Here is a 21,209-nt window from a genome sequence, read left to right as displayed (position 1 = left end):
GAACCTTATTATATAGAAAACTGTTTTTATTCGTTATTCTCTCCCTTCCCAACCCACTCTTTTCCTTTACATGGCCAAGAAATCCAACGCTGGCGGCCGCCAGCATACCAATAGTACCCGCCACCCCGGCGCCACCGACAACATCCCCGGCCGGGTGGGCCGCCTGCTGGCCAAAGGCAACAAAGACGCCACGTATGATACCGCCGTGCAGCGCGAAACCGCCGTGCTGGTAGCCGTACCCGACAAACGCCAGGCCGACGCCCGCACCCAGGAATACCTTGACGAGCTGGCGTTTCTGGCCGAAACCGCCGGGGTAGATGTGCAGCACCGCTTCGTGCAGCGCCTCGACAAGCCCGACATCCGCACGTTTGTGGGGGAAGGCAAGCTAGCCGAAATCAAGGCCTACGTGATGCACAAGGGCATCAGCATGGTTATTTTCGACGATGACCTTTCCCCCTCGCAGCTGCGCAACCTGGAAGCCGAGCTGACGGTGAAAATAGTGGACCGCTCCCTGCTCATCATCGACATCTTTGCCACGCGGGCCAAGTCGGCTACGGCGCGGGCGCAGGTGGAGCTGGCGCAGTACCAGTACCTGCTGCCGCGCCTCACCGGCCTCTGGAGCCACTTAGACAAGCAGCGCGGTGGGGGCGTGAGCCAGCGCGGACCGGGGGAAACGGAAATCGAGACCGACCGGCGCGTAGTGCGCGACCGGATAGCCTTGCTGAAAGACAAGCTCAAGGATTTCGACAAGCAGAGCCACACCCAGCGCAAGTCGCGCGGCGGTATTGTGCGGGTGGCGCTGGTGGGCTACACCAACGTGGGCAAAAGCACCATCATGAACCTGCTGAGCCGCTCCGACGTGTTTGCCGAAAACAAGCTCTTCGCCACCGTTGACTCCACGGTGCGCAAGATTTCGTTCGACAACGTACCGTTTCTGCTGTCCGATACCGTAGGGTTTATCCGCAAGCTGCCCACCCGCCTCATCGAGAGCTTCAAAAGCACGCTCGACGAAATCAGGGAGGCCGATTTGCTGGTGCACGTGGTGGACATTTCGCACCCCGGCTTCGAGGAGCAGATTGCAGTGGTAAACGAAACGCTCAAGGACATTGAGGCCGCCGACAAACCCATGCTGCTCGTCTTCAACAAGATAGACCAGTACCGCCACGACACGGAAATGGAAAAGCAAGCCGGCTTCGAGGGCATGAACGAGGACGAAGACGCGCCGCAGCGGCCCACCCTGGCGCAGCTGCAAGCCACCTATATGGCCAAGCTGCACGACCCGGTACTGTTCATTTCGGCGCAGGAGCGTGAAAACATTGATGAGCTACGGGCCCTGCTGACGCGGCACGTGGCCAAGCTCCACTATCAGCGCTACCCCAACTCGCTGGGCGACTTTAGCGTGGAAAGCGTGGAGGAATAAGCACGGACGCTTACAACTTGGAAGCCCTGGCAATGTGCCAGGGCTTTTTTCATGGCCTTACCCGACCAAAAACGCGGCTGATGGTGCGCATCCTGTATATATACAAAATCATATTATATAAGTATCTTAATTATGCACGCAGTTTATTAACATATTATCAATATATTCAGCTTTCCGCTCCACTTCCACCATCCAAAACCAAATCAACCGTACTCATGAAAGGAAAATTCTACGCTCTGGTCCTCTCTTTATTAGGCTTGGCCTCTGCCACCTCGGCCCAGGAGTTCCGCCTAGCTCCCGACAAAGCCCTCACGCCGCCTGGCCGCCAGTGTGCTACCATGGAAGTGCTGCAAGCCCAGTTAGCCGCCGACCCCTCATTGGCGCAACGCATGGCCTCGGTGGAAGCTCAAACCCGTACGTTTCAGGGCAACGCTGCCAGCATGGCCAGCCGGGCCACGGCCGGCGTGGTTACCATTCCGGTGGTAGTGCACGTGGTGTACAAAACCGCTGCCGAAAACGTATCAACTGCGCAGGTGCAGGCGCAGCTTGACGTGCTCAATAAGGATTTTGCCAAGCTGAACGCCGATGCCAACTTGGTACCGGCAGCTTTTGCCGGCTTGGCCGCCAATACCAACATCCAGTTTGTACTAGCCCAGCGCGACCCTAGCGGCAACCCTACCAGCGGCATTGTGCGCACGCTCACCAAAACCACGTCGTGGAGCAGCAACGACGCCGTGAAGAATGCCAAGCGCGGTGGTTCCAACGCCTGGCCGGCCAGTTCATACCTGAATTTGTGGGTGTGCAACCTGGGCCAGGGCTTGCTCGGCTACGCGCAGTTTCCGGGTGGCGCCGCCAGCACCGACGGCGTAGTGGTGCTGTACTCGTCGTTGCCGGGCGGCTCGGCGGCTCCTTACAACAAAGGGCGCACCGCCACCCACGAAGTAGGCCACTGGCTGAATCTGCGCCACATTTGGGGTGATGCCAGCTGCGGCAACGACCTAGTGAGCGACACGCCCACCCAGCAAACGGCCAACTACGGCTGCCCCAGCTACCCCCACGTGACGTGCAGCAACCAAGGCGACATGAGCATGAACTACATGGACTACACCGACGACGCCTGCATGTACATGTTCTCGACCGGCCAAAGCACCCGCATGAACGCCTTATTTGCTGCTGGTGGCGCCCGCGCGTCGTTGGCAAATTCGCTGGGGGGCACGGCTCCGCGCCAGCTTGCTACTACCAGCACCCTGAGCACCAGCGCCGTTCAGCTGTTCCCGAACCCTGCTACCCAAACCCTGAACGTAACGCTGCCCGCCGAAAAAGCCACCGCCTGGACCGTGAAAGTATACGATTTGCTCGGGTATGAAATGAAGCAGGCCCGCTACAATGGCCAGTCGCAGGTGGCCGTTTCGGGTTTGCCGCAGGGCCTGTATCAGGTGGTTATTTCCGACGGCCAGCAGACAATTCGGCAGCGTTTCCAGAAAGAATAGTTTACTTACGAAAAAATCGGCGCGTGTTGCAGCACCGTCGGCTCTACGTAACCAATCTATTGTACCACTCACCAGTTGAAAAGCCTGCCGCTCCGGCAGGCTTTTCTAGCTTCCGGCCTTTTGTTTATCTGTTCATAATCAGCAGAATACGCTGCACGCCTACTACTTTGCGGAGTTACCCGAGGCATTATTTTCCTGTTGTGCTTCTGTCTGGCAATAACCATTTTGCGGGCCGCGTAGTAAAGAGGCGTGCTTCCGAGTTGTTGTAACCCATCCTGCCCGCATGAAAACTTTATACCTGATGCGCCACGCTAAATCCAGCTGGAGCTTCGACGACCTCACCGACGAGCAGCGCCCCCTCAACGACCGGGGCCGCGACGATGCGCCTCGCATGGGCCAGGCCTTAGCTAAGCGCAACATCAAACTGGACTTGATAATCTCGTCGGGGGCGGTGCGGGCCATGACCACGGCCGCGCTGGTAGCCAAGGAACTGGACTACCCGCACGAGCGAATTGAGGTGCGCCCCGAAATCTACCACGCCGAGGTGCCCACGCTGCTGGAAGTGGTACGCTCCTGCCCCGACACCGCACAATCGGTGCTGATGGTGGGCCACAACAGCACCATCTCGGAGTTTGTGCAGCTGCTCTCGCCGGATGCCATCAACGAGGAGTTGCCCACTGCCGGTATTGTGTGCTTGCACTTTCACACCGAAACCTGGGCTGGCGTAGACCAAGCCAATTCCGAATTCTACTTCTTCGACCGCCCCAAAGACAACCACTAGTCAATTAAGAATTATGAATTAAAAATTAAGAATTCTCCTTTTGCCTGTCCACTCGGCAGCAAACCAGGAGGACGGGATTTTTTCATTCATAATTTTTAATTTTTAATTCCCGCCTGACCCGCCCACCGTCTCATGGAAAAAACCGAAAAAAAAGTGGCTACCAAGCCGGTACTCCTGAACCGGGAGCTGAGTTGGCTGGCCTTCAACCGCCGCGTGTTGCAGGAAGCCCAGAACCCCGAGGTGCCACTGCTGGAGCGCCTGAAGTTCATGGCCATTTTTTCCAGCAACCTCGACGAATACTTCAAGGTGCGAGTGGCCACGCTGCGGCGGTTGGTGAAGCTGAAAAAGAAAACCCGCGCCAAGCTCGGCGAAGACCCCACCCAGCAGCTCAGCCACTTGCTGGAAGAGGTACACCGCCAGCAGCAGGAATTCGGCGAAACGTTTCGGAATAGCCTGCTGCCCGCTCTGCGCGAAAACCATATTCATCTGGTATCAGAGCACGACCTCACCGACGAGCAGCGGCAGTGGGTGCAGCAGTATTTCGAGCAGCACGTGCAGGATTTACTGTCGCCGGTGATTCTGGACGAGAACCTGCACCACCTGTTTCTGAAAGACCAGACGGTGTACCTGACCTTCTACCTGACCGAGCCCACCGAAACGCCCAAGAAGAAAAAGCACGCGCACGATACCGAGCGGATGCTGGTGATGGAGCTACCCGTAAAGCGCCACGGGGGCCGCTTTGTGCAGCTGCCGGCGCAAGGCGAGGAACAGTATGTGATGTTCCTCGACGACGTAATCCGGTGCTGCGCGCACACGCTGTTTCCGAAGTTTGGCAAGATTCAGGTGCAGGCTATCAAGCTCTCCCGCGACGCCGAATTGGACATTCAGGAAGAGGTGTCGGGCAACCTGATGGCCAAGATTAAGAGCAGCCTGCAAAAGCGCGAAACCGGCTACCCCGCCCGCCTGCTCTACGACCCCGCCATGCCCAAAGAGGCCATGAAGGCGCTGATGCAGAAAACCGGCATTGGCAAAGAGGAGCTGGTAGAAGGCAGCCGCTACCACAACTTCCGCGACTTTTTCGGCTTCCCCACCTTCGGGCTGACCGATTTGGTGTACGAGGCCCACCCACCCCTGCCCCACCCCACGCTGCCCCGCACCGGCGCCATGCTGCCCGCCATTGCCGAGCGCGACCATCTGCTGAACCTGCCGTATCAGTCGTTCGACTACGTGACGCGCTTTCTGCTGGAAGCCGCCAACGACCCGCTGGTAAGCGCCATCAGCATCACGCTGTACCGGGTTTCCAGTAAGAGCGAAGTGGCCAAGGCGCTGCTCAAAGCCGTGAAGCACGGCAAGCAGGTAACGGTGGTAGTGGAGCTGAAAGCCCGCTTCGATGAGGAAAGCAATATGTACTGGGCCGAGAAGCTGCAAAAGGCTGGCGCCAACGTTATTTATGGCATTCCGGAACTGAAAGTGCACAGCAAGCTGGCCTTGGTTACGCGCGCCGAAGAAGGCCACAACCGCCTGTACGCTTACCTGAGCACCGGCAACTTCAACGAAAATACCAGCAAGATTTACGCCGACCACGGCCTGTTCACCACCGACCCGCGCCTGACCAGCGAAGTGGCCGAGGTGTTCCGCTACTTCTCCGACCGGCAAGACAAAACCGGCAGCTTCCAGCACTTGCTGGTGGCACCGTTCGAGCTACGGGAAAAGCTCAACGCCCTCATCGACCAGGAAATCAAGCTGGCCAAGCAAGGCAAAGACGCGTACATCATCCTGAAGCTAAACGCCTTGCAGGACGACCGGATGATTCTGAAGCTCTATGAGGCCAGTGAGGCCGGCGTGCGGGTGGAGCTGCTGATTCGGGGGATTTCCTGCCTGATACCGGGCGTGAAAGGCCAGAGCAGCAACATCAGCCAGCGCGGTATCGTGGACCGGTACCTGGAACACGCCCGCATCTACGTGTTCGGTAACGGCGGCGAGGAAAAGATTTACGTGGCTTCCTCCGACTGGATGGCCCGCAACCTGGACCGCCGGGTAGAAGTGGCCTTCCCGATTCTGCAAGACGACCTGCGCAAAGAAGTCCGCCACCTGCTCGACCTGCAACGCCACGACAACGTGAAGTCCCGCGACTGGCAGAACAACTTCCTGGGGCCTGACTCGCCGGATTCGCCCCGCGTCCGGGCCCAGTCCGACACGTATGCGTACCTGAAAAAGCTTGGCCGCCAGCGCCCGAAAAAGGCGGTTGAAAAAGAGTAACGCAGTTTTTACGTAACCACAACGCCCGCTTTGGTTTCTGTACCAGAGCGGGCGTTGTGGTTGTATAGAGGCTAGCCTCAATAAGTCGTTCTACCGGCCCATGCCGAAGAGACCTAGCAAGCCCTTCGTGGGCACGATGAAGATTTCCAGGCTGGCGTAGGGGGCCCAATCGAACTGGCTGTCGATGATTTTCTGGCGGTCGTCGTTGGTGCGGTCGAAGGCGTCGAAAGCGTAGTTGTAGCGGTAGCCGGCTTCGGCACCCAGCCAGATGAAATCGTATAGCTCCCGCTCCCAACGCCCCCGGAATTTCACTTCGGTTTCGCGTAGCTCCAGCGTGCGCAGGGGGTTGATGTTGGGCTCAGGGTCGCCGTTAGGTAGCCGGCGCGTGAGCGGCGAGTTTAGCTTCACGATGTAGTTGAAACCGTCAACCGAATAGCCAGCCGTGAAGATGGACTTCGGCGACACGTTGTAGCGGGCCGATACGCGGGCCGGGAACAGGGCCTCCAAGCCCCAGCGCGAGTTGAACGTGCGGTTGTAAAGCACCGCCGGATAGATACTCTGCCGCCCGAAGGTGTAACCCAGCTGCGCCCCAATCCCCCACGAGAACGTAGGGCTGCGCTTCCAGCCGTAAATAAACTCCGACGATACCCGCAGATAGTCGCTCACGTTCAGCTCGTTGGAAGTGTAGTCGCCGCTCAGCTCGCCTTTAATGCGGAAGATGTACCAGTTCACGGTATTCACCGGCCGGATAACCGCGAGCTGCGCACCCAGCGTTTTCAACCCCTTATTTTCGATGTTGTCGTAGAGCTCGTAGTTGGTGGGGGCGCGCTTAAACTCGAATTCTTCCCGCTCATAGTTCACACCCAAAATCAGCTTCAGGTGCGGGTGGTTGAGCATCGGAATGTAGCCCTTGATAACGAGCCGGGCGTTTTTCTCGGCGTCGGCTGAGTAGTTGGGCAAATTGGCCACCTGCGCCGTAGACCGCACCCCAAACGTGGGCATCCGCTCATAGTGGAAAATAATGCCCTTGGTTGGCCCCTGGTTGACGACAGAAGGAGTAGCAAACTCCTGGTCCTGGCCCACCTGGTCGGTGGCTAGCGTATCGCCGCGGGGAGGGGCCGGAGCCGGAAATACCGGCGTTGGCGAGGCCGGAGTTACCTGCGCCATGGCTGATGCAGCCAGCAGCAGGCCTCCCACGCCCAGCACCGTTTTGCGCACCGCGCGCGCCCACATGCAACTAGAAACCAGCATACGCTTCAAAGTCAGAATTTGGTAATCGTTGAATTATTTGGTCTTAACGGGCCCGTCGGTAAAAAGGCTGAGCTGACTGCTCGCTTTTTTTGCACTTCAGCTTGTCTTCAGAATGCCTCCTCAAACAAAGAGCCGGCCCGGAATGGCCAGCTCCCTGCTTGGGGTACTCAGGCGGTTGCTTGCTTACAGCTAACGGCCTGCATCAGATGCCAGCCGGCTGCTTAAAACAGGAAGTCGAAGCCCAGGAATACCAGGTTTTCTTCACCCTGCGAATACGTGACGTTGATAACGGCCTGCTTGAGAATATCCACCCATACGCCTCCGCCATAAGCGGTGTGGTAGGCCTTGAGGCCGGTTTTCACATCGTACTGCGAAAACACGCGGGCGGCATCGGCCAGGCCCATGATACCGAACTTGCCGGGCAGCAGATACGCGTTGAACTCGAAGAGCTGAATGCGTACCTCGGCGTTGGCAAAGGCGCTGGAACGGCCCGCGTAGCGTGTGCGGCGGTAGCCGCGCAGGTTGGTGGTACCGCCCAAGGTATTAGCCTGGTAGAATCGGTAGTCGCCGAGGTTGCGGGCCGCCCCAATGCGGCCGGCCCAGGTGAGCTGGAACGGGAAGTTGGGGCTGATGTAGAAGCGGAATTCCGACGCCAGCCGGCCGTATTGCAGCTTCTCGGCGTTGAGCTGGTGGTTGTACTCCACCGAGTTGTACCAGCGCAGGCCAATCCGGGGATTCTTCGGCGACGAAGCCGCATCAATGTTCAGGTAGGCCCGGCCACCCAGGTAGCGGTTCAGCTGGAAGTCAGATGAGCGAATACCCAGGCCCGCCCCGCTTACGCCGTTGCCATTGGCATCCAGCCCGTTGCGGATTTCGCTCCCGATTTGGCTGGCATCCACCCGGAACTGGTCGTACTGCGGGCCGATGCCCACTTTCAGGAAGCTGAACACGTCGCGCTCCAATACCGGCGAGATGTACAGGCGCGAGAACCGCACCCGGTAGGTGTCGTTGATGTCGCGGGGGCGCGCGTCTTCGTCGTCGGCCAGAATGTTGCGGGTATCGTTGCCGGAGCCGAAGTAGTTGTAGAGCAGCTGCGGACCGTACAGCTGGGCCGTTACGCGCAAATCAGTCTTGCCAAACACATCCACAAAGTGCCCCAGGTAGCGCACGTTGTAGGCGCTCTGCGAAGGCGAATAGTTGGCAGCCAGGCTTTGCTCGGTAGCGTACGGCTCTTTGCGGAAGCCATAGGTGCGGTACACCGCGCCGCCGCCCACAAACACCCGGTCGTCAATGTTGTAGCCAAAGTAGGCCGTGGGGCCGAAGTAGTTGAGGGTGTAGTCTTTGCGGTCGGAGCGGTTGTGTACGTCGTAGCGGCTCACATCGATGCCCGGCTCGGTACGCAGGCGAGTGTCGCGGCCCGGCGTGATGACGTTGCCGGTGTCGGCATCATAAATGTGCGTGTAGTGGCGGAAGCCCGCTACGTTGGACCGGTCGGTGATGGAGTCTTTGTCGGTGCCGGCAATGATGCGGACTTTGGCGCCGCGCTTCACGTCGCCTTTCACGTCGTACACGTCGTTGCCCTCGAACCCGTAGAGGCGCAGCTCCTTGGTTACCTTGTTGTCGAAGGTGCGGTCGAAGAGGGTTTTGCCCAAGGCGCCTTCCTTGGTGATTTTGCGCACCGTCACGCGGGTTTTATCGTCGGGTAGGCGCTCCACCACAAACTTTTCGCGCTTGCTGGAGCCTTTCACCTCGGTCACTTTGCTCACCACCTCATAATAATCGGCGGCCAGCTGGGGCAGCAGGTCGCGGCGGCTTTTCAGCTTGGCAATGATTTCGGGACCGTGCAGGTCGTAAATCTGCTTGGGCCAGCGCTGCTTGAACGCCTGCTCAATTACGTCGTCGGTGAGCGACGCCTTCATGTCCTCGGCCTGCTTCACCCATTGCTCTTTGGTCACGGAGGCCAGGTACACCCGGTCGTTGCTGAGCGCCGTCAGGTTGAGGCCCTTCCAGTCGGCGTAGTCCTTCCCGAAGTTCTGGAAGTTGCGGATGGCCCACTTGCGCGAGGCTAAGTACGGGAAGATACCGTCGCCTTTAAAGAACGCCACGTCCCGGTCTTCGGGCACGGCCGTAAATTTCCGGTCACCGTCCTTGTCTTTCTTCTCCGCCCAGCGCCACTGGTCTTCGTGCCGGTCCCAGTCGCCAATCCACATATCGAAGAGGCGCGAGCGGGCAAAGGCTTTTTCGTCTACGCGGTTGTCGTTGTCGTCTACCAGCCGCTCAAACACCTTGTCGGTGCCCACCAGGTTCTTGGCATTGCCCAACGAGGCCACGTTGCTTTGGTCTTCGTTGGCGTCTTCCTCAATAGCGGCGGGCGTGTTCGAGAACCGGTTCAGGTACTGGCCCAGCAAGGGGTCCTGCGGCACAAAGCGCAGCTCGGGGTTGGTATGCAGGATGCCCGCAGCCGTCGCCAGCGGCGGAATGGCCAGCGAAGCGTACGGGTGCTGGGCCGAAATCTGGTCTTGCAAAATATCGGCGGCGGCGCCGGAGCGCAATGCTTCCGGCAATACGGCCGAGGGGTCTTTGTTGAGGCTGCGGATGGTGAAGAGGCGCCCTTCCTCGTTGCGTACTTTCAAGGAAGCCGTTTGCTTGCCGCCCCCAATCTTATACGGCGTCAAGCCACCTTTTTCGGTGGCGAGGTCCAGCACCGGAAACTTCACGGGCGTGGCCCACTCCTGCCGGTAGTGCTTACCGAAAAACGCCCGGTGAATACCGCTCCGGTCGGCGTAGCGCGGGTTTACGGCCAGCGTTACGGTGCTGTCTTTGAAGTTGGGGCGCGGCCCCGCTGCCACAGCCGGGCGGTCTTCGGTGGCCACTACCGGCTGGGCATACAGCGGGGTGCGGAACACCAGCCGGGCGGTTTCGCCCCGGTCGTTCGGAATGTAGTACTCCACCCAGGCCTGGCCGTCGTCGTAGTAATTCACGCGGGCAATGCCTTTCTCTTTGTCGGAGAACATGGCGTTGGCCCCACTGCCCGAGCGGGTGTGCTGGGTTTTGCAGCCCGAGCCGCTCACAATCTGGTGGTAGGTGGGCGTTTTAAAGTATTGCAGGTTGTGCTCGTGGCCCGAGGCGTACACAATGTTCGGGTGCTTGGCGAAGATGTCCTCCAGCCCTTTCTTATACGCCTGGTACAGCGGGTGCGGAATGTCCTGCGAGATGCCGCCGTACTTGCGGGCAAACGGGTACACCGAGCCAATCACCGGCAGCGGCAGGAAGGCATACTTGTACACGATGGACAGCGGGAAAATATGGTCGCCCAGCGTGAAGTAGCCCCCGTGAATGCCGTCGGACTGAATGGGGTGGTGCGCCACCACCATGATGTTCTTGTCCTTGTTGCGCTCGATAATGTCTTCGAGCTGCGTGAAGAAGTCGGTTTCGTTGGCTACCCCGCAGCCGCTGTTGGCGCCGTAGGGCCGCTCGGCCTCACCCTGCAAAAACCACTGCGAGTTGATGGCAATCAGCACCAGATTATCCTGCAAGCGCACCTCAAACGGGCCGGGGCAAGCATCGCGCGGAATGAAAAAGTCGCCGGTGTAGGAAAACGCCGCCGAGTCGTTGGTCATGTAATTTTCCACGAACCGTTGCTGGCGGTTCACCTGGTCTACGCCGCCGGTGTGGCCCTGTTTCCAGTCGTGGTTGCCCGGAATCATGTATTTCTCGCCGGCGTAGCTGCGCAGCACATCTAGCTGATCCACAATGCGGCGCTCCGATTCCTTGCGGTCGGGGGCGCCTTCTTCGGGCATACCATACTCGTATATATTGTCGCCGAGGTAGATGGTGGTACTCTTCGAGCCGGCCGCCATAATCTGCTTGCGCAGGAAATTCAAGGACGGCTCCCCCCCTTTATCGGCCGCAATGGGCTTGCCTACGTCGCCAATCAGGAACACGGTGTACCGGATGCGGGAGCTGTCGGGCGGGGTTTTAGACTCCCAGTTTTCACCGCCGTGGTTGTAATTCGGGCGGATGGGGTGTGGGGTCTGGGTGGCTTTCTGCGCCCACGCCGGGGCTACCCCCAGCGTCCAAAGCAAACCACAATACAAGGAAAGACGCTTCATAGAGAGGCAATAGAGAGAAAATGCAAGCAAGTTGATGGTTGCTGAACCGCCGACCTGTGGCCGTAGTTATCGGAAAATACGAGTAACTTACTGAAACGGGTGCTTCCCACCGGGCTCTGGTAGGCCATAGTGCCTGCCGTACGCAAACCTACGGCTAACGGTTCAGCCAAAAGGTAAAAAACCTCAGCGTTTGATTCGCGTTCAAAGTCGGTTGGGGACGCCGCCCCGCTCCCGTCGCTCATCCCCAGTAATTCGAATGGAACCCACGGAAACGCTTGAACCAGCCAAAGCTGGCAAATCAGAAATCCTGAAGCAGGCGAAAGCCTACGTAACGCAGCTGCTGGAAGAAAAACTTCCGCCGCAACTGGTGTATCACTCTCTCAAGCACACTGTTACGGTGGTGAAGGAAGCTCGCAACCTTGGTGAGGATGCGGGCCTGGAAGCCGCCGACCAGGAGGCGCTGCTGCTGGCCGCCTGGTTTCACGACACCGGCTATATTGAAGTAAACGACGGGCACGAGTACCGCAGCATGGCCATTGCCGAGCAGTGGCTGCGGCAGCAAGGCTACCCCGAGCCCCGCATCAAGGTGGTAACCGACACCATCCGGTGCACCCACCGCGACGAGCCTTCCGAAAACGAACTGCAACAGCTGCTCCAGGATGCCGACATGAGCGGGATGGGCCGGGAGGATTTTTTCGCCAATGCCGAGCTGCTGCGCGCCGAGTGGGAAACCACCCTGGGCAAAACTTACTCCAACGTGGAGTGGGCCGAGTCGCAGCTGGATTTTCTGCTGTCGGCCAAGTTCCACACCCGCGAAGCTAAAGCCCGCTACGGCGAGCAGTTCAAAGCCAACCTGAAAGAGCAGCGCGACCTGCTGAAGAAAACCGAGAAAAAGAAAAAGAAGAAGGAAGAAAAAGCTACCGGCACCTTCGCCGAGCCCAAACGTGGTATCGAAACGATGTTTCGAACCATGTACAGCAACCACATGAAGCTCTCGGACATGGCCGACAAAAAGGCCAACATGATGATTAGCCTCAACGCGGTGCTACTATCGGTTATCATCACCTATCTGGGCGCCAAGGCCGGTACCAAATCGGGGGTGCTTAGCCCTACCATCGTCAACAACCCCGTGCTGACCATCCCCATTGGCTTGCTGCTGGCTACGGCGCTGGGCTCGGTGGTAACAGCCATCCTGTGCGCCCAGCCCGACGTAACCAGTTTTAAGTGGCTGAAGAAAAGCCCACAGATTGCCACCAACCGCCGCGTGAACCTGCTGTTCTTCGGTAACTTCAGCAAGCTCACACTCGACGATTTTCACGCTGGCATGAACCAGATAATGGGCGAGAAAGAGGCGCTTTACACCAATATGGTTACCGACATCTACTACCTCGGCGACGTGCTGACCCGCAAATACCGGCTGCTGCGCATCAGCTACACCATTTTCATGGTGGGCCTGATTCTGACGTCGCTGTCGTTCGGCATTGCGCTGTTGTACAAGATGTAAAGTAGACGCAGAGTAAAAGCAGAAAGGAGGTAAAGCCCGTTATGTACGGTTTTGACCTCCTTTCTGCTTTTATCCCTCATCTACAATCCCCTACCTTTGTGCTCTCCGTTACTGGCCCCGTAGTTCAACGGATAGAATAAGGGTTTCCTAAACTTTAGATGTGAGTTCGATTCTCGCCGGGGCTACTGCAACCCTCTCTGCCATTGGCAGAGAGGGTTTTTCTTTTAAGGGCTATAGCAAATAGCAGGGGCTTGTTTTCTCAGTTCTACAAAAGCCCTGCGGACAACAAAGCCACACCATCTCCTGCGGCTATCCGCTGGTAGCCGCTATCACCACACCCGTTACGCGAAGCTTCGCTAACGCCTCACGTAAGCGACAAGGGCAGATTTGCTGCATTGCTGCATCCTTCCGGTAACTGAACATACTTCATCGACTATACGAAAGGGTTGGCACTCCTATATACAGGGGTTGATATACTAATCCGGAAATAAACTATTACGTTGTTGTTGCACATTATTTATAGTTACAACTTTGCAAAATACAGTTTAATCTAAATAATTCTAAATCATCTACTGTAGCTAGCCCCCAAAAGAGCCTGGTTATATCATTGATTAACAAACTATTACTCATCCGTTCCGGGTGAGACGCCTTCCTTTCCGCCCTTCCTAACCTGTTATGCCCTGTCCGTTGGTGGAACTGGGGTAGTAGCGTGCGTCTATCTTTCTTTTATCGAAGAAGCAACTACAGGTTGAGGATACTACCAATCCGCCTAGTGCATACCAACTTGAAGTTCAATCAAGTACACATTCTTCGAGCAGTAGCTTGCTTAGGAGTTGTACTGAATCATGCCAAAGAAACTCTATGGGCTGGGCATGATGTGTTTGTATCCTACCACCCAATAGCCCAATGGACTCTGCCAGATTATATAGGATATAACCTGACTAAAATCCTGACGGTGCATGAGCAACGGGTCTTCTTTTTCTTCACCCTGTCTGGGTTCTTCTTGCAGCATTCGGTGCGCAACTCGTTCAATCTGAGCGAGTACGCCCGCAAGCGTTTTTTGCGCCTTTATCCGGCCTACTTGCTCTCACTTGTATTGTCGGGCGTAGTGCTGTTTATCAGCTTCAACTTATTGGGCGAAGCTCACCTAGCAAGTACGCCAACAAAATTTGCGGGCTCCCTCCTGAATCAGTACCCCCACCTGACAAACCATAATTTCGTTTTGACCGGCCTTTTCTTGGCCACAGACAACCTTTTCGGGGGTGGCTATCAACTATGGTCGATGCCGCACGAAATTATTTTCTGCCTGCTGTTTCCGCTTTACTACCAACTCAAAAGGCGAAACCGGATAGCCTTACTAGCCCTGCTGGTAGTGGCATTTTGCATCACCCACAACCGCTATGTGCACGCTCAAATATTTTTCCTGGCTGGGATGCTTTACTACAACATTCTTGCAAAAGGCTTCACCCTACCGTTTAAGCTACCCTCAGCGTGCTACTATGTCGCCTTCGGAGTCCTTTACATAGGCATACACTACTTCTCCGACCCGGCTCACAGCCATGAGCGCCTTGCAAGTATCCTTACGCTTACCATCTCCTTTATTGGGTTGTACTTCTTTCTTCACCGCGAAGGAACACTGCCTAGGCCAATGAAGTGGCTCAGTGAAATCAGCTACTCAGTCTATTTGAATCACGTTTGGGTATTGATGCTTTACTATAGCGTGCTGAGCTATTTTAGCTCTCCTCTTATTTTCAATGGCTATGGGCCGCTTGTGTCAGGGGCCGCCCTCAGTATTGGTATATCGGCCGTGTTTTATGCGCAAGTTGAAAAGCGTATACAAGCGTACTCTAAGCAAACTACGCCCGCAGGCACCTATGCTGCCACGCCTGCATAATCGTTTTTGCAAATAAGTTTTCAGTAAGATATTCAGCGCGCCGCCTGCCCTAAATAGGGCAGGCGGCTTTGTTTAAGCGGTTTTGCTGACTGTCAGGTACTATAAGCAAACAACAAATACAGGGACTTTTTTTGCCATTTATTTAAATAAATCTCTAATTTTTTGAATAATCCGGATATTATATAGATTTTGGCATAAGTAAATCCGGTTGTTTACGAATTCCGTAGATGGCCGCACGCCCTGAGTACCCGCACTACCATACCTCTTGCAACTTTAGTTTACTTTAATGGAGTCCCTGTTCCTTTCCCCGGCGCCGCAAGGCCGTCGGGTGTACCTGTATGCCGTGCCCGACGGGGTGCCGCTTTACTTCAAACACAGTGAGCTAACGCCGCAGCCCGGCTACCGTACGCTCTGGCGTGGTAACCCCAGTTCTATTCAAGAACAGGAAGCAGCTCAGCTGATAGCCCGCCTGGATTCTGGCCCGGCCACCACGTACCGCAACTACCACCTCCCACCTACCGAAACCACTAAAGGCTTCACCACTGCCAAAGAATCGTTTCAGTCGGCAGTGGAGCAGCTGGCACAGCAGTTGGAATACGCTGATGGCACGTATCCGACCGAAGTATTGGTAGGAGAGGTTCCGGGCTAAGTAACCCCGACGCTTTACTCGTTGAGCAAGCCGTTGGAAACGGCATATTTGATAAGCGCAGCCGTATTTTTGGCCTGGGTCTTCTCAATTATGTTCTGCCGGTGCGTTTCAATAGTCCGCTTGCTGGTAAACAGCTTGTCGGCTATTTCGGCATTGGTCATGCCTTCGGAAATCAGCCGTAGCACTTCCAGTTCCCGCTTCGACAACTCGCCTGTTTTCGGGCGGGTTGCATCGGTGGGCAGCGCGGTGGTGCGCACTATTTTGTAGAGCATATCCAACCCAATTTCCGTGCACAGGAAAGGCCGGCCTGCCGCTACCGTTCGGATGGCGTGGGTAATTTCGGTGATGTCGGCATTCTTGAGCACGTAGCCAGTGGCACCGGCTTCGAGCATGCGGTGCACATAATTCTCGTGGTTGAGCATCGACAGGACCAGCACGCGCACATCGGGGTATTGCTCCCGCAGGTGCTCAATGGTGGCAAAACCATCCATTACGGGCATGTTGATATCCATGAGCACCACGTCGGTAGGCGTATCCACTAGTAGTTCCAGCAATTCTTGGCCATTGCCTGCTTCTCCTACTACCTCTAGGTCTGGCTGTTGGCTGAGTAGGGCCCGAATACCGTCGCGCAGAATGGTATGGTCGTCGGTTAGCAGTACTCGAATCATAGCCAGAGAGAAGAAATGGGTTAGTAGCCACTACGGTGTAGCAAGGGATACGGCTACATCATAGCCGCTTTGCGAGAGGCGCCAGATAAAAACAATACGTACGACAACGCAAGGTAGATTGGCCTTTAGCAGCTGCTTATCCAGCGTTGCTTTGTTGCAACGAAGCTAGTGCGAATAAAAATGCAGGCAAATACTCGGGCTGATGCTATAGGAAAACCAGTATCAGCTTGTAAAAGCGCAACGTAACGAGTTGCTTTTTAGTGACAACAAGCCAACACATTCTAGCTCATTGTCTTGAAAATCAGTATTTTTCCTTGCCTACAATAGGTATTTACCGCTAGCTGCACATTATATTTTATATAGCATCTTTATAGTATTGCTATTGATAAGGGCAGGCCGTGTTTGCAGGGATTAACTACAACTTCATAAATACGATTAACGTATTTATTCCCAGCAGTTTACTTCACTAAACCTGTTGCACGATTTCGTGGCTTTATACCTGACGCTACAGTAACACTTCGGCTTTTCAGTTTTGCCAAAATGCACGTGTATCGCGAAATTCTACCGGAAAGCTACCTGCTGATCCTAACGGGCAGCTACTTCACGGAAGCGCAAACGCTACAACGCGCGCTACGCCGGGCCGGCGGCAGCGGCAAACCCAATATTTGGCTGGATTGCAGTGAATTGCATCATCCTCCGACGGCCGTTATTGAGCTGCTCGGTCAGTTCTGCGTGCAGATGCAGCGGCGCGGTATCCAACTGATATTGTGCCACCTCGAAGAAGATTTTCAACAAGCGGTGCAGCAGCTACCTACTGCTTCGCAGCCGCTTATGCTCGGTACTCTGCTCGATGCTGCGTTGTACTGCCGCAACCTGCACCCCAGGCCTTTGCACTCAGTGGCTTAGTGAACCATAGCTCTGGCACACACCTCGTTGCAGGCTTGTAGGCTCATAATATTGCGGCCAAACCACCAATAGTGAGTGCCAGTACCACGGTGTTGAAACCGAATGAAAGCAAACCGTGCAGCAAGGCATAGCGCCGGAGCTGCGGCCCAGCAATGCTGATGTCGGCGGTTTGGGCCGTCATGCCGATAACGAACGAGAAGTAGGCAAAATCCAGATAATCGGGACTTTTCTCACCGCCGGGGAAGTCTAGCCCGCCTTCCGCCTGCCCGGCTTCAGGGTTATAGAACAAGTGGGCATAACGCAGCGTGAACAGCGTATGTACCAGCAGCCAGCTAGTTGCCACGCCGGTTATGGCCAGCCCCACATGCAGATTGCGCAACTGCCCACCCGCAGTATGCAACGACGAAAGCAGAAACACCACCGCTAGCAGGCTGGCACTGGCCGCCAGCAGCGCAAACACAAACGATAAGTGCCGGCCAGGGTCGTTGCGGGTGGCTACGCGCCGAATGTGGTTGACTTCGGCCGTAATGATGATGCCCCAAGTTAACGCCAGCGTGGCCAGCGCAAAAACGTCCCAGGCGGCCATGAGGCGCGTAAGAAGCTGCCAAGCTGCCGGCGCCGCCAGGTACACCACTCCCGCAGGCACTAAGCCCAACGACAGCCGCAACCAGCTAGGCAGCAAGCTAATTTGGTGCATCAGGCTGGGAGCAGGCGGTTGGGGCATCAGAGGGAAAACAGTTGGGCGAAAAAGGCGGTGTAAGCTACAGGATTTCGCAGGCACCAGTGGTATACGCCAGCTGGTTGGGCGGCAGTTCGGCGGCGCAATTTGCAGCGGAACCGTACCTTGGGGCGTTCCTTCGTTATGCTCGTCTATGAACCCAGCCCCTCTGTCCGGCCTTTACGCGCCCTCGCTTAGTCTCGTCACCGACCTGTATCAGCTCACTATGGCCTACGGCTACTGGCAGCAGGGCATGCAGGACCGAGAAGCAGTATTTCACCTGTACTTCCGCAAAGCCCCGTTTCAGGGCGGCTATGCCGTGGCGGCCGGGCTGGCACTAGCCGTGGATTGGATGGAGAACTTCAGCTTCTCGGAAGAGGACCTGAAATACCTCGGCAGCTTGCGCGGCAGCAAAGGCGCAGCGCTGTTTCCGGCGGAGTTTCTGCACTACCTGCGCGAGCTGAAGTTCACTTGCAACGTGGAAGCCATACCCGAAGGCACGGTGGTGTTCGGCAACGAGCCGCTGCTGCGGGTGCAGGGGCCGCTGTTGCAGGCGCAGCTGCTGGAAACGGCTCTGCTCACCATCGTGAACTTCCAGACGCTGATTGCCACCAAAGCGGCCCGCATCCGGGAAGCCGCCGGCCCCCAGGACCAGATTCTGGAGTTTGGCTTACGGCGGGCGCAAGGCTTCGATGGGGGCCTGGGCGCCAGCCGCGCCGCATACCTGGGCGGGGTTGATGCTACCAGCAACGTACTGGCAGGCCAGCGCTACGGTATTCCGGTACGGGGCACGCACGCGCACAGCTGGGTAATGGCCTTCGAGGATGAACCCACCGCCTTTGCCGCTTACGCTAAGGCCTTCCCCGACGATTCGGTGTTTCTGGTGGACACCTACGACACGCTGGAAGGGGTACGCCACGCCATCAAAATAGCCCGCGAGATGCGCGCCAACGGCCACGAGCTGGGCGGCATCCGCCTCGACTCGGGTGACCTGGCCTACCTCAGCCGAGAGGCTCGTGCTTTGCTTGACGAGGCCGGTTTTCCCAAAACGCGCATCGTGGCCAGCAACGACCTCGAAGAAAACCTGATTACCAGCCTGAAATTGCAAGGTGCCCGCATTGATACCTGGGGCATTGGCACGCAGCTCGTAACGGCCTACAACCAAGCGGCGCTAGGAGGCGTGTACAAGTTGGCTGCCCTGCGCAAAGCCGACGATTCGGGCTGGGACTTCACGCTCAAGCTTTCCGAGCAGCTCATCAAAACCAGCATCCCCGGCATTTTGCAGGTGCGGCGCTACACCAATGAGAAAGGCCAGCCCCGCGCCGATATGCTCTATAACACCGCCGAGCCGTTACCTGAACAGCTCACTTTGGTTGACCCCTTCGACCCCACGCGGCGGCGCCCGGTGCGCTCCGAGGCCAGCTTTAAAGAGCTGCTGGAGCCAGTATTCCGGGCCGGTAAGCGGGTACTGGAGTTGCCCACCCTGGCCGAAAGCCGCGCCCACGCCCAGCGCGAGGTGCAAAGCCTCGACCCTAGTATTCGCCGCTTCCTGAACCCGCACGTGTACCCGGTGGGCTTGGAGGAAAGCCTCAACACCTTCCGCACCAACCTGATTCTGGAGAAACGCCCGCAACGGCCAGCGTAAGGGGCTGCCCTACAGCTTTTCGTTGTTCGTCATGCTGAGCGCAGTCGAAGCATCTCGCGTGCTGATGTCGGATTACTAAACCAACGGCCCCGCGAGATGCTTCGACTGCGCTCAGCATGACGTTCTTATGGATGTTCTACAGCACCTCGCTCATCACGCCCCAAACTTCTTCCAGAGTTTGGGCAGCATCTTTGGCAGTTGGTTTTCGGTCCAGTCGTCGCCTTTGGTTTCCGAGCCAAAGTCGTAATCAAGGCCGCGGCTGTGGGCTATACCGCGCGGGAAGGAATCCTCCTCATTTTCTTCCTTTTTGCCTGTGTGCTTTTCGTAAGCTTTCGTGGCGACGTAGAGCAACGCCTCGAATTCCGAGTACGGTTCTTCCGCAACCTTGGCCAGGGTATCAGCGTCGCGCAAGGCTTCAAGAAACACCTTTTCGCCTTGGCCAATCAGCCAGCAGCGGAAGTACAGGTAGGAGTCGTCGGTTACGTAGCCATTCAGGATTTTCTGAGCAGCCATAATATTGAAGTGGTCGGCCTCCAGCAGGTATTCGCGCAGGATACACTCGAATTCAATTATCTGCTCGGGGCTGTGCTGCGCCAGGCTGTTGATTAGCGCCTGCTCTTGCAGGGTCTGGCTGCCTTTTGCTTTGTCTTTAGCGGCTTCGAGTAGCTGCCAGAATTCCTTTTTATCCATTGCTGCGGCGGGTATTGCGAGGTACGTATTGGCAACGAAGTACACCAAAACTCTGTACTTCAGCAACCGCAGGATATACCCACTGCCCTTTTCAACGCCGCTACTTTTGCTGCGTATTGCTTGTTACAGCAACCTACCAGCCAGCAGCCGCTTTTCTGGCGGCAGCGGCCTAATTCTTTGCATCCTATGTCAACTCTGAAATTCAAAACCAGCATCAACTGCGCTAATTGCCTGCGCGCCGTCACGCCTTTTCTCGACGCCGAAGCCAGCATCGACAAGTGGCAAGTGGACACCAACGACCCGGCCAAAACGCTAACGGTGGAAGGCGAAAATCCCATTCCCGAGCTTATCATGAAAGCCGTGTCACAAGCTGGTTTCGACATCGAGCCGATGGCCTAACGGGTTACTGGCACCAAACGGAAAGCGGGCCGGCGGCTACTTTGGTAGCTGCCGGCCCGCTTTTTGTGCGCTATACGCATGCCGTGGGTTTGATAGAAATCCGTGGGTTTAACACCTTTGTCACCCCCTCAGACGTATACCCCTAATCCCCATCCGTGTCACCCAGCACGTCACCCTCGTTCCCTCCGCCCATGAAAACGCTCCTGTTTTCTCTGTTTTTATTGTTTGAAACGCCTAGTAGCGCCCAGCATACGCCGTACGCTTTTTCCCTGCTTCCCCTCGATGCCACTACCAACCGAGTGGTGTACCGGGAGGAAATACCGGCGGCAGGCCTTTCAGAAGAGCAGCTGCTTGCGCGGGTGCAGGACCTGTCGGCTCGGCTGCCGCGGGGGTATCGCGCCACCGGCTACCGCACTAACCCGGAGACTGGTGCTGCCAGCGCGCAGGTTACGGTGAAGGATGGGCAGGAATCCTACAATTTTCTGCTCTCCCTGAACGTGGCCGATGGCTCCTACACCTACCAGCTCCACAACCTGACCTACACCCGCTCCGACAATGCCCGTGCCGGCAAATACAGCACCGGTCCTTTCACCACCGGCATCGAAACCATCGTGTACACGCGCCCCAGCAAGTACCGCGCAAAGAAACTAGCCCAGGTCGATACCCATATGCGCCGTTTTATTGGCGTCCTGAATGATACTATGCTGCGTGAATCAGCTGAAGTAGCTACGCAGCAATAAGGTTCGTGGTGAATTATACCTCGTGTCACTCCGAGCGGCGTGAGTAGTTTCGTACCGCTCGGAGTGTCAGTTGAATGCATGGG

At 56.7% G+C, this 21,209-nt stretch carries 16 protein-coding genes and 1 tRNA gene; 12 read left to right on the top strand and 5 right to left on the bottom strand.

Features of this window, described 5'->3' with window-relative positions; all coding sequences use genetic code 11:
• Nucleotides 1-70: 70 nt before the first annotated feature.
• The 4 genes from hflX to ppk1 all read left to right on the top strand — a co-directional run bounded on the left by hflX (nt 71) and on the right by ppk1 (nt 5,950).
• A complete protein-coding gene (gene hflX / locus J0X19_RS03075) occupies nt 71-1,420 on the top strand; it encodes a GTPase HflX (RefSeq protein ID WP_206980966.1) in 1,350 nt (449 codons plus the stop codon).
• A gap of 215 nt (nt 1,421-1,635) precedes the next feature.
• Nucleotides 1,636-2,910, top strand: a complete 1,275-nt coding sequence (locus tag J0X19_RS03070) for a M43 family zinc metalloprotease (RefSeq protein WP_206980957.1) — start codon at nt 1,636-1,638, stop codon at nt 2,908-2,910.
• A gap of 283 nt (nt 2,911-3,193) precedes the next feature.
• On the top strand, nt 3,194-3,691 hold the full coding sequence (locus J0X19_RS03065) for a SixA phosphatase family protein (protein ID WP_206980946.1): 498 nt from the start codon (nt 3,194-3,196) through the stop codon (nt 3,689-3,691).
• 132 nt (nt 3,692-3,823) lie between these two features.
• A complete protein-coding gene (ppk1, locus tag J0X19_RS03060) occupies nt 3,824-5,950 on the top strand; it encodes a polyphosphate kinase 1 (protein ID WP_206980944.1) in 2,127 nt (708 codons plus the stop codon).
• A gap of 90 nt (nt 5,951-6,040) precedes the next feature.
• Here the strand turns inward: ppk1 and J0X19_RS03055 are convergent, their stop codons facing one another.
• Both J0X19_RS03055 and J0X19_RS03050 read right to left on the bottom strand, forming a co-directional pair.
• The gene (locus J0X19_RS03055) at nt 6,041-7,201 is read right to left on the bottom strand and encodes a DUF6268 family outer membrane beta-barrel protein (RefSeq protein ID WP_206980925.1); all 1,161 of its coding nucleotides are present in this window, start codon (nt 7,199-7,201) and stop codon (nt 6,041-6,043) included.
• Between the two features lie 221 nt (nt 7,202-7,422).
• Nucleotides 7,423-11,313, bottom strand: coding sequence for a metallophosphoesterase (locus J0X19_RS03050; RefSeq protein WP_206980923.1), 3,891 nt, complete (start codon nt 11,311-11,313; stop codon nt 7,423-7,425).
• A 256-nt stretch (nt 11,314-11,569) separates the two neighbouring features.
• Here J0X19_RS03050 and J0X19_RS03045 point away from each other — a divergent pair, with 256 nt between their 5' ends.
• The 4 genes from J0X19_RS03045 (at nt 11,570) to J0X19_RS03030 (ending at nt 15,360) form a co-directional block, all read left to right on the top strand.
• Nucleotides 11,570-12,817 (top strand): Pycsar system effector family protein, encoded by a 1,248-nt coding sequence (locus J0X19_RS03045; protein ID WP_206980914.1) that lies wholly within the window; start codon nt 11,570-11,572, stop codon nt 12,815-12,817.
• Between the two features lie 113 nt (nt 12,818-12,930).
• Nucleotides 12,931-13,002: transfer RNA gene (locus J0X19_RS03040), tRNA-Arg, on the top strand.
• A gap of 587 nt (nt 13,003-13,589) precedes the next feature.
• Nucleotides 13,590-14,711 (top strand): acyltransferase family protein, encoded by a 1,122-nt coding sequence (locus J0X19_RS03035; RefSeq protein WP_206980904.1) that lies wholly within the window; start codon nt 13,590-13,592, stop codon nt 14,709-14,711.
• Between the two features lie 286 nt (nt 14,712-14,997).
• Nucleotides 14,998-15,360, top strand: a complete 363-nt coding sequence (locus J0X19_RS03030; RefSeq protein ID WP_206980902.1) for a hypothetical protein — start codon at nt 14,998-15,000, stop codon at nt 15,358-15,360.
• 14 nt (nt 15,361-15,374) lie between these two features.
• Here the strand turns inward: J0X19_RS03030 and J0X19_RS03025 are convergent, their stop codons facing one another.
• Nucleotides 15,375-16,028: a response regulator gene (locus J0X19_RS03025; RefSeq protein ID WP_206980900.1), complete on the bottom strand. Its 654-nt coding sequence runs from the start codon at nt 16,026-16,028 to the stop codon at nt 15,375-15,377.
• A 546-nt stretch (nt 16,029-16,574) separates the two neighbouring features.
• Here J0X19_RS03025 and J0X19_RS03020 point away from each other — a divergent pair.
• Entirely contained in the window at nt 16,575-16,934 is a 360-nt protein-coding gene (locus J0X19_RS03020; RefSeq protein ID WP_206980898.1) for an STAS domain-containing protein, read from the top strand.
• Between the two features lie 43 nt (nt 16,935-16,977).
• Here the strand turns inward: J0X19_RS03020 and J0X19_RS03015 are convergent, their stop codons facing one another.
• Nucleotides 16,978-17,658, bottom strand: coding sequence for a DUF1345 domain-containing protein (locus tag J0X19_RS03015; protein WP_206980896.1), 681 nt, complete (start codon nt 17,656-17,658; stop codon nt 16,978-16,980).
• A gap of 148 nt (nt 17,659-17,806) precedes the next feature.
• Between J0X19_RS03015 and J0X19_RS03010 the strand changes: the two genes are divergently transcribed.
• Nucleotides 17,807-19,297, top strand: a complete 1,491-nt coding sequence (locus J0X19_RS03010; protein ID WP_206980895.1) for a nicotinate phosphoribosyltransferase — start codon at nt 17,807-17,809, stop codon at nt 19,295-19,297.
• Between the two features lie 153 nt (nt 19,298-19,450).
• Here J0X19_RS03010 and J0X19_RS03005 read toward each other — a convergent pair whose 3' ends face one another.
• Nucleotides 19,451-19,987, bottom strand: a complete 537-nt coding sequence (locus J0X19_RS03005) for a DUF4240 domain-containing protein (RefSeq protein ID WP_206980894.1) — start codon at nt 19,985-19,987, stop codon at nt 19,451-19,453.
• A gap of 186 nt (nt 19,988-20,173) precedes the next feature.
• On the opposite strand from J0X19_RS03005, the gene J0X19_RS03000 reads away from it, so the two are divergent.
• The gene (locus J0X19_RS03000) at nt 20,174-20,386 is read left to right on the top strand and encodes a heavy-metal-associated domain-containing protein (RefSeq protein ID WP_206980893.1); all 213 of its coding nucleotides are present in this window, start codon (nt 20,174-20,176) and stop codon (nt 20,384-20,386) included.
• A 191-nt stretch (nt 20,387-20,577) separates the two neighbouring features.
• On the top strand, nt 20,578-21,126 hold the full coding sequence (locus tag J0X19_RS02995; RefSeq protein ID WP_206980892.1) for a hypothetical protein: 549 nt from the start codon (nt 20,578-20,580) through the stop codon (nt 21,124-21,126).
• Nucleotides 21,127-21,209 lie beyond the last annotated feature (83 nt).

The organism is Hymenobacter telluris (genome assembly GCF_017313265.1).
Lineage (GTDB): Bacteria > Bacteroidota > Bacteroidia > Cytophagales > Hymenobacteraceae > Hymenobacter > Hymenobacter telluris.
Note: the sequence above shows the minus strand (reverse complement) of the source record. Positions and strands in the feature narration are given on the sequence as shown.

Coding starts and splice junctions, on each gene's coding strand:
- J0X19_RS03065 (WP_206980946.1), top strand. CDS start 3,194: ATGAAAACTTTATACCTGATGCGCCACGCTAAATCCAGCTGGAGCTTC.
- J0X19_RS02995 (WP_206980892.1), top strand. CDS start 20,578: ATGAAAACGCTCCTGTTTTCTCTGTTTTTATTGTTTGAAACGCCTAGT.
- J0X19_RS03010 (WP_206980895.1), top strand. CDS start 17,807: ATGAACCCAGCCCCTCTGTCCGGCCTTTACGCGCCCTCGCTTAGTCTC.
- J0X19_RS03025 (WP_206980900.1), bottom strand. CDS start 16,028: ATGATTCGAGTACTGCTAACCGACGACCATACCATTCTGCGCGACGGT.
- J0X19_RS03030 (WP_206980902.1), top strand. CDS start 14,998: ATGGAGTCCCTGTTCCTTTCCCCGGCGCCGCAAGGCCGTCGGGTGTAC.
- J0X19_RS03050 (WP_206980923.1), bottom strand. CDS start 11,313: ATGAAGCGTCTTTCCTTGTATTGTGGTTTGCTTTGGACGCTGGGGGTA.
- hflX (WP_206980966.1), top strand. CDS start 71: ATGGCCAAGAAATCCAACGCTGGCGGCCGCCAGCATACCAATAGTACC.
- J0X19_RS03070 (WP_206980957.1), top strand. CDS start 1,636: ATGAAAGGAAAATTCTACGCTCTGGTCCTCTCTTTATTAGGCTTGGCC.
- J0X19_RS03055 (WP_206980925.1), bottom strand. CDS start 7,201: ATGCTGGTTTCTAGTTGCATGTGGGCGCGCGCGGTGCGCAAAACGGTG.
- J0X19_RS03005 (WP_206980894.1), bottom strand. CDS start 19,987: ATGGATAAAAAGGAATTCTGGCAGCTACTCGAAGCCGCTAAAGACAAA.
- J0X19_RS03000 (WP_206980893.1), top strand. CDS start 20,174: ATGTCAACTCTGAAATTCAAAACCAGCATCAACTGCGCTAATTGCCTG.
- ppk1 (WP_206980944.1), top strand. CDS start 3,824: ATGGAAAAAACCGAAAAAAAAGTGGCTACCAAGCCGGTACTCCTGAAC.
- J0X19_RS03015 (WP_206980896.1), bottom strand. CDS start 17,658: ATGCCCCAACCGCCTGCTCCCAGCCTGATGCACCAAATTAGCTTGCTG.
- J0X19_RS03045 (WP_206980914.1), top strand. CDS start 11,570: ATGGAACCCACGGAAACGCTTGAACCAGCCAAAGCTGGCAAATCAGAA.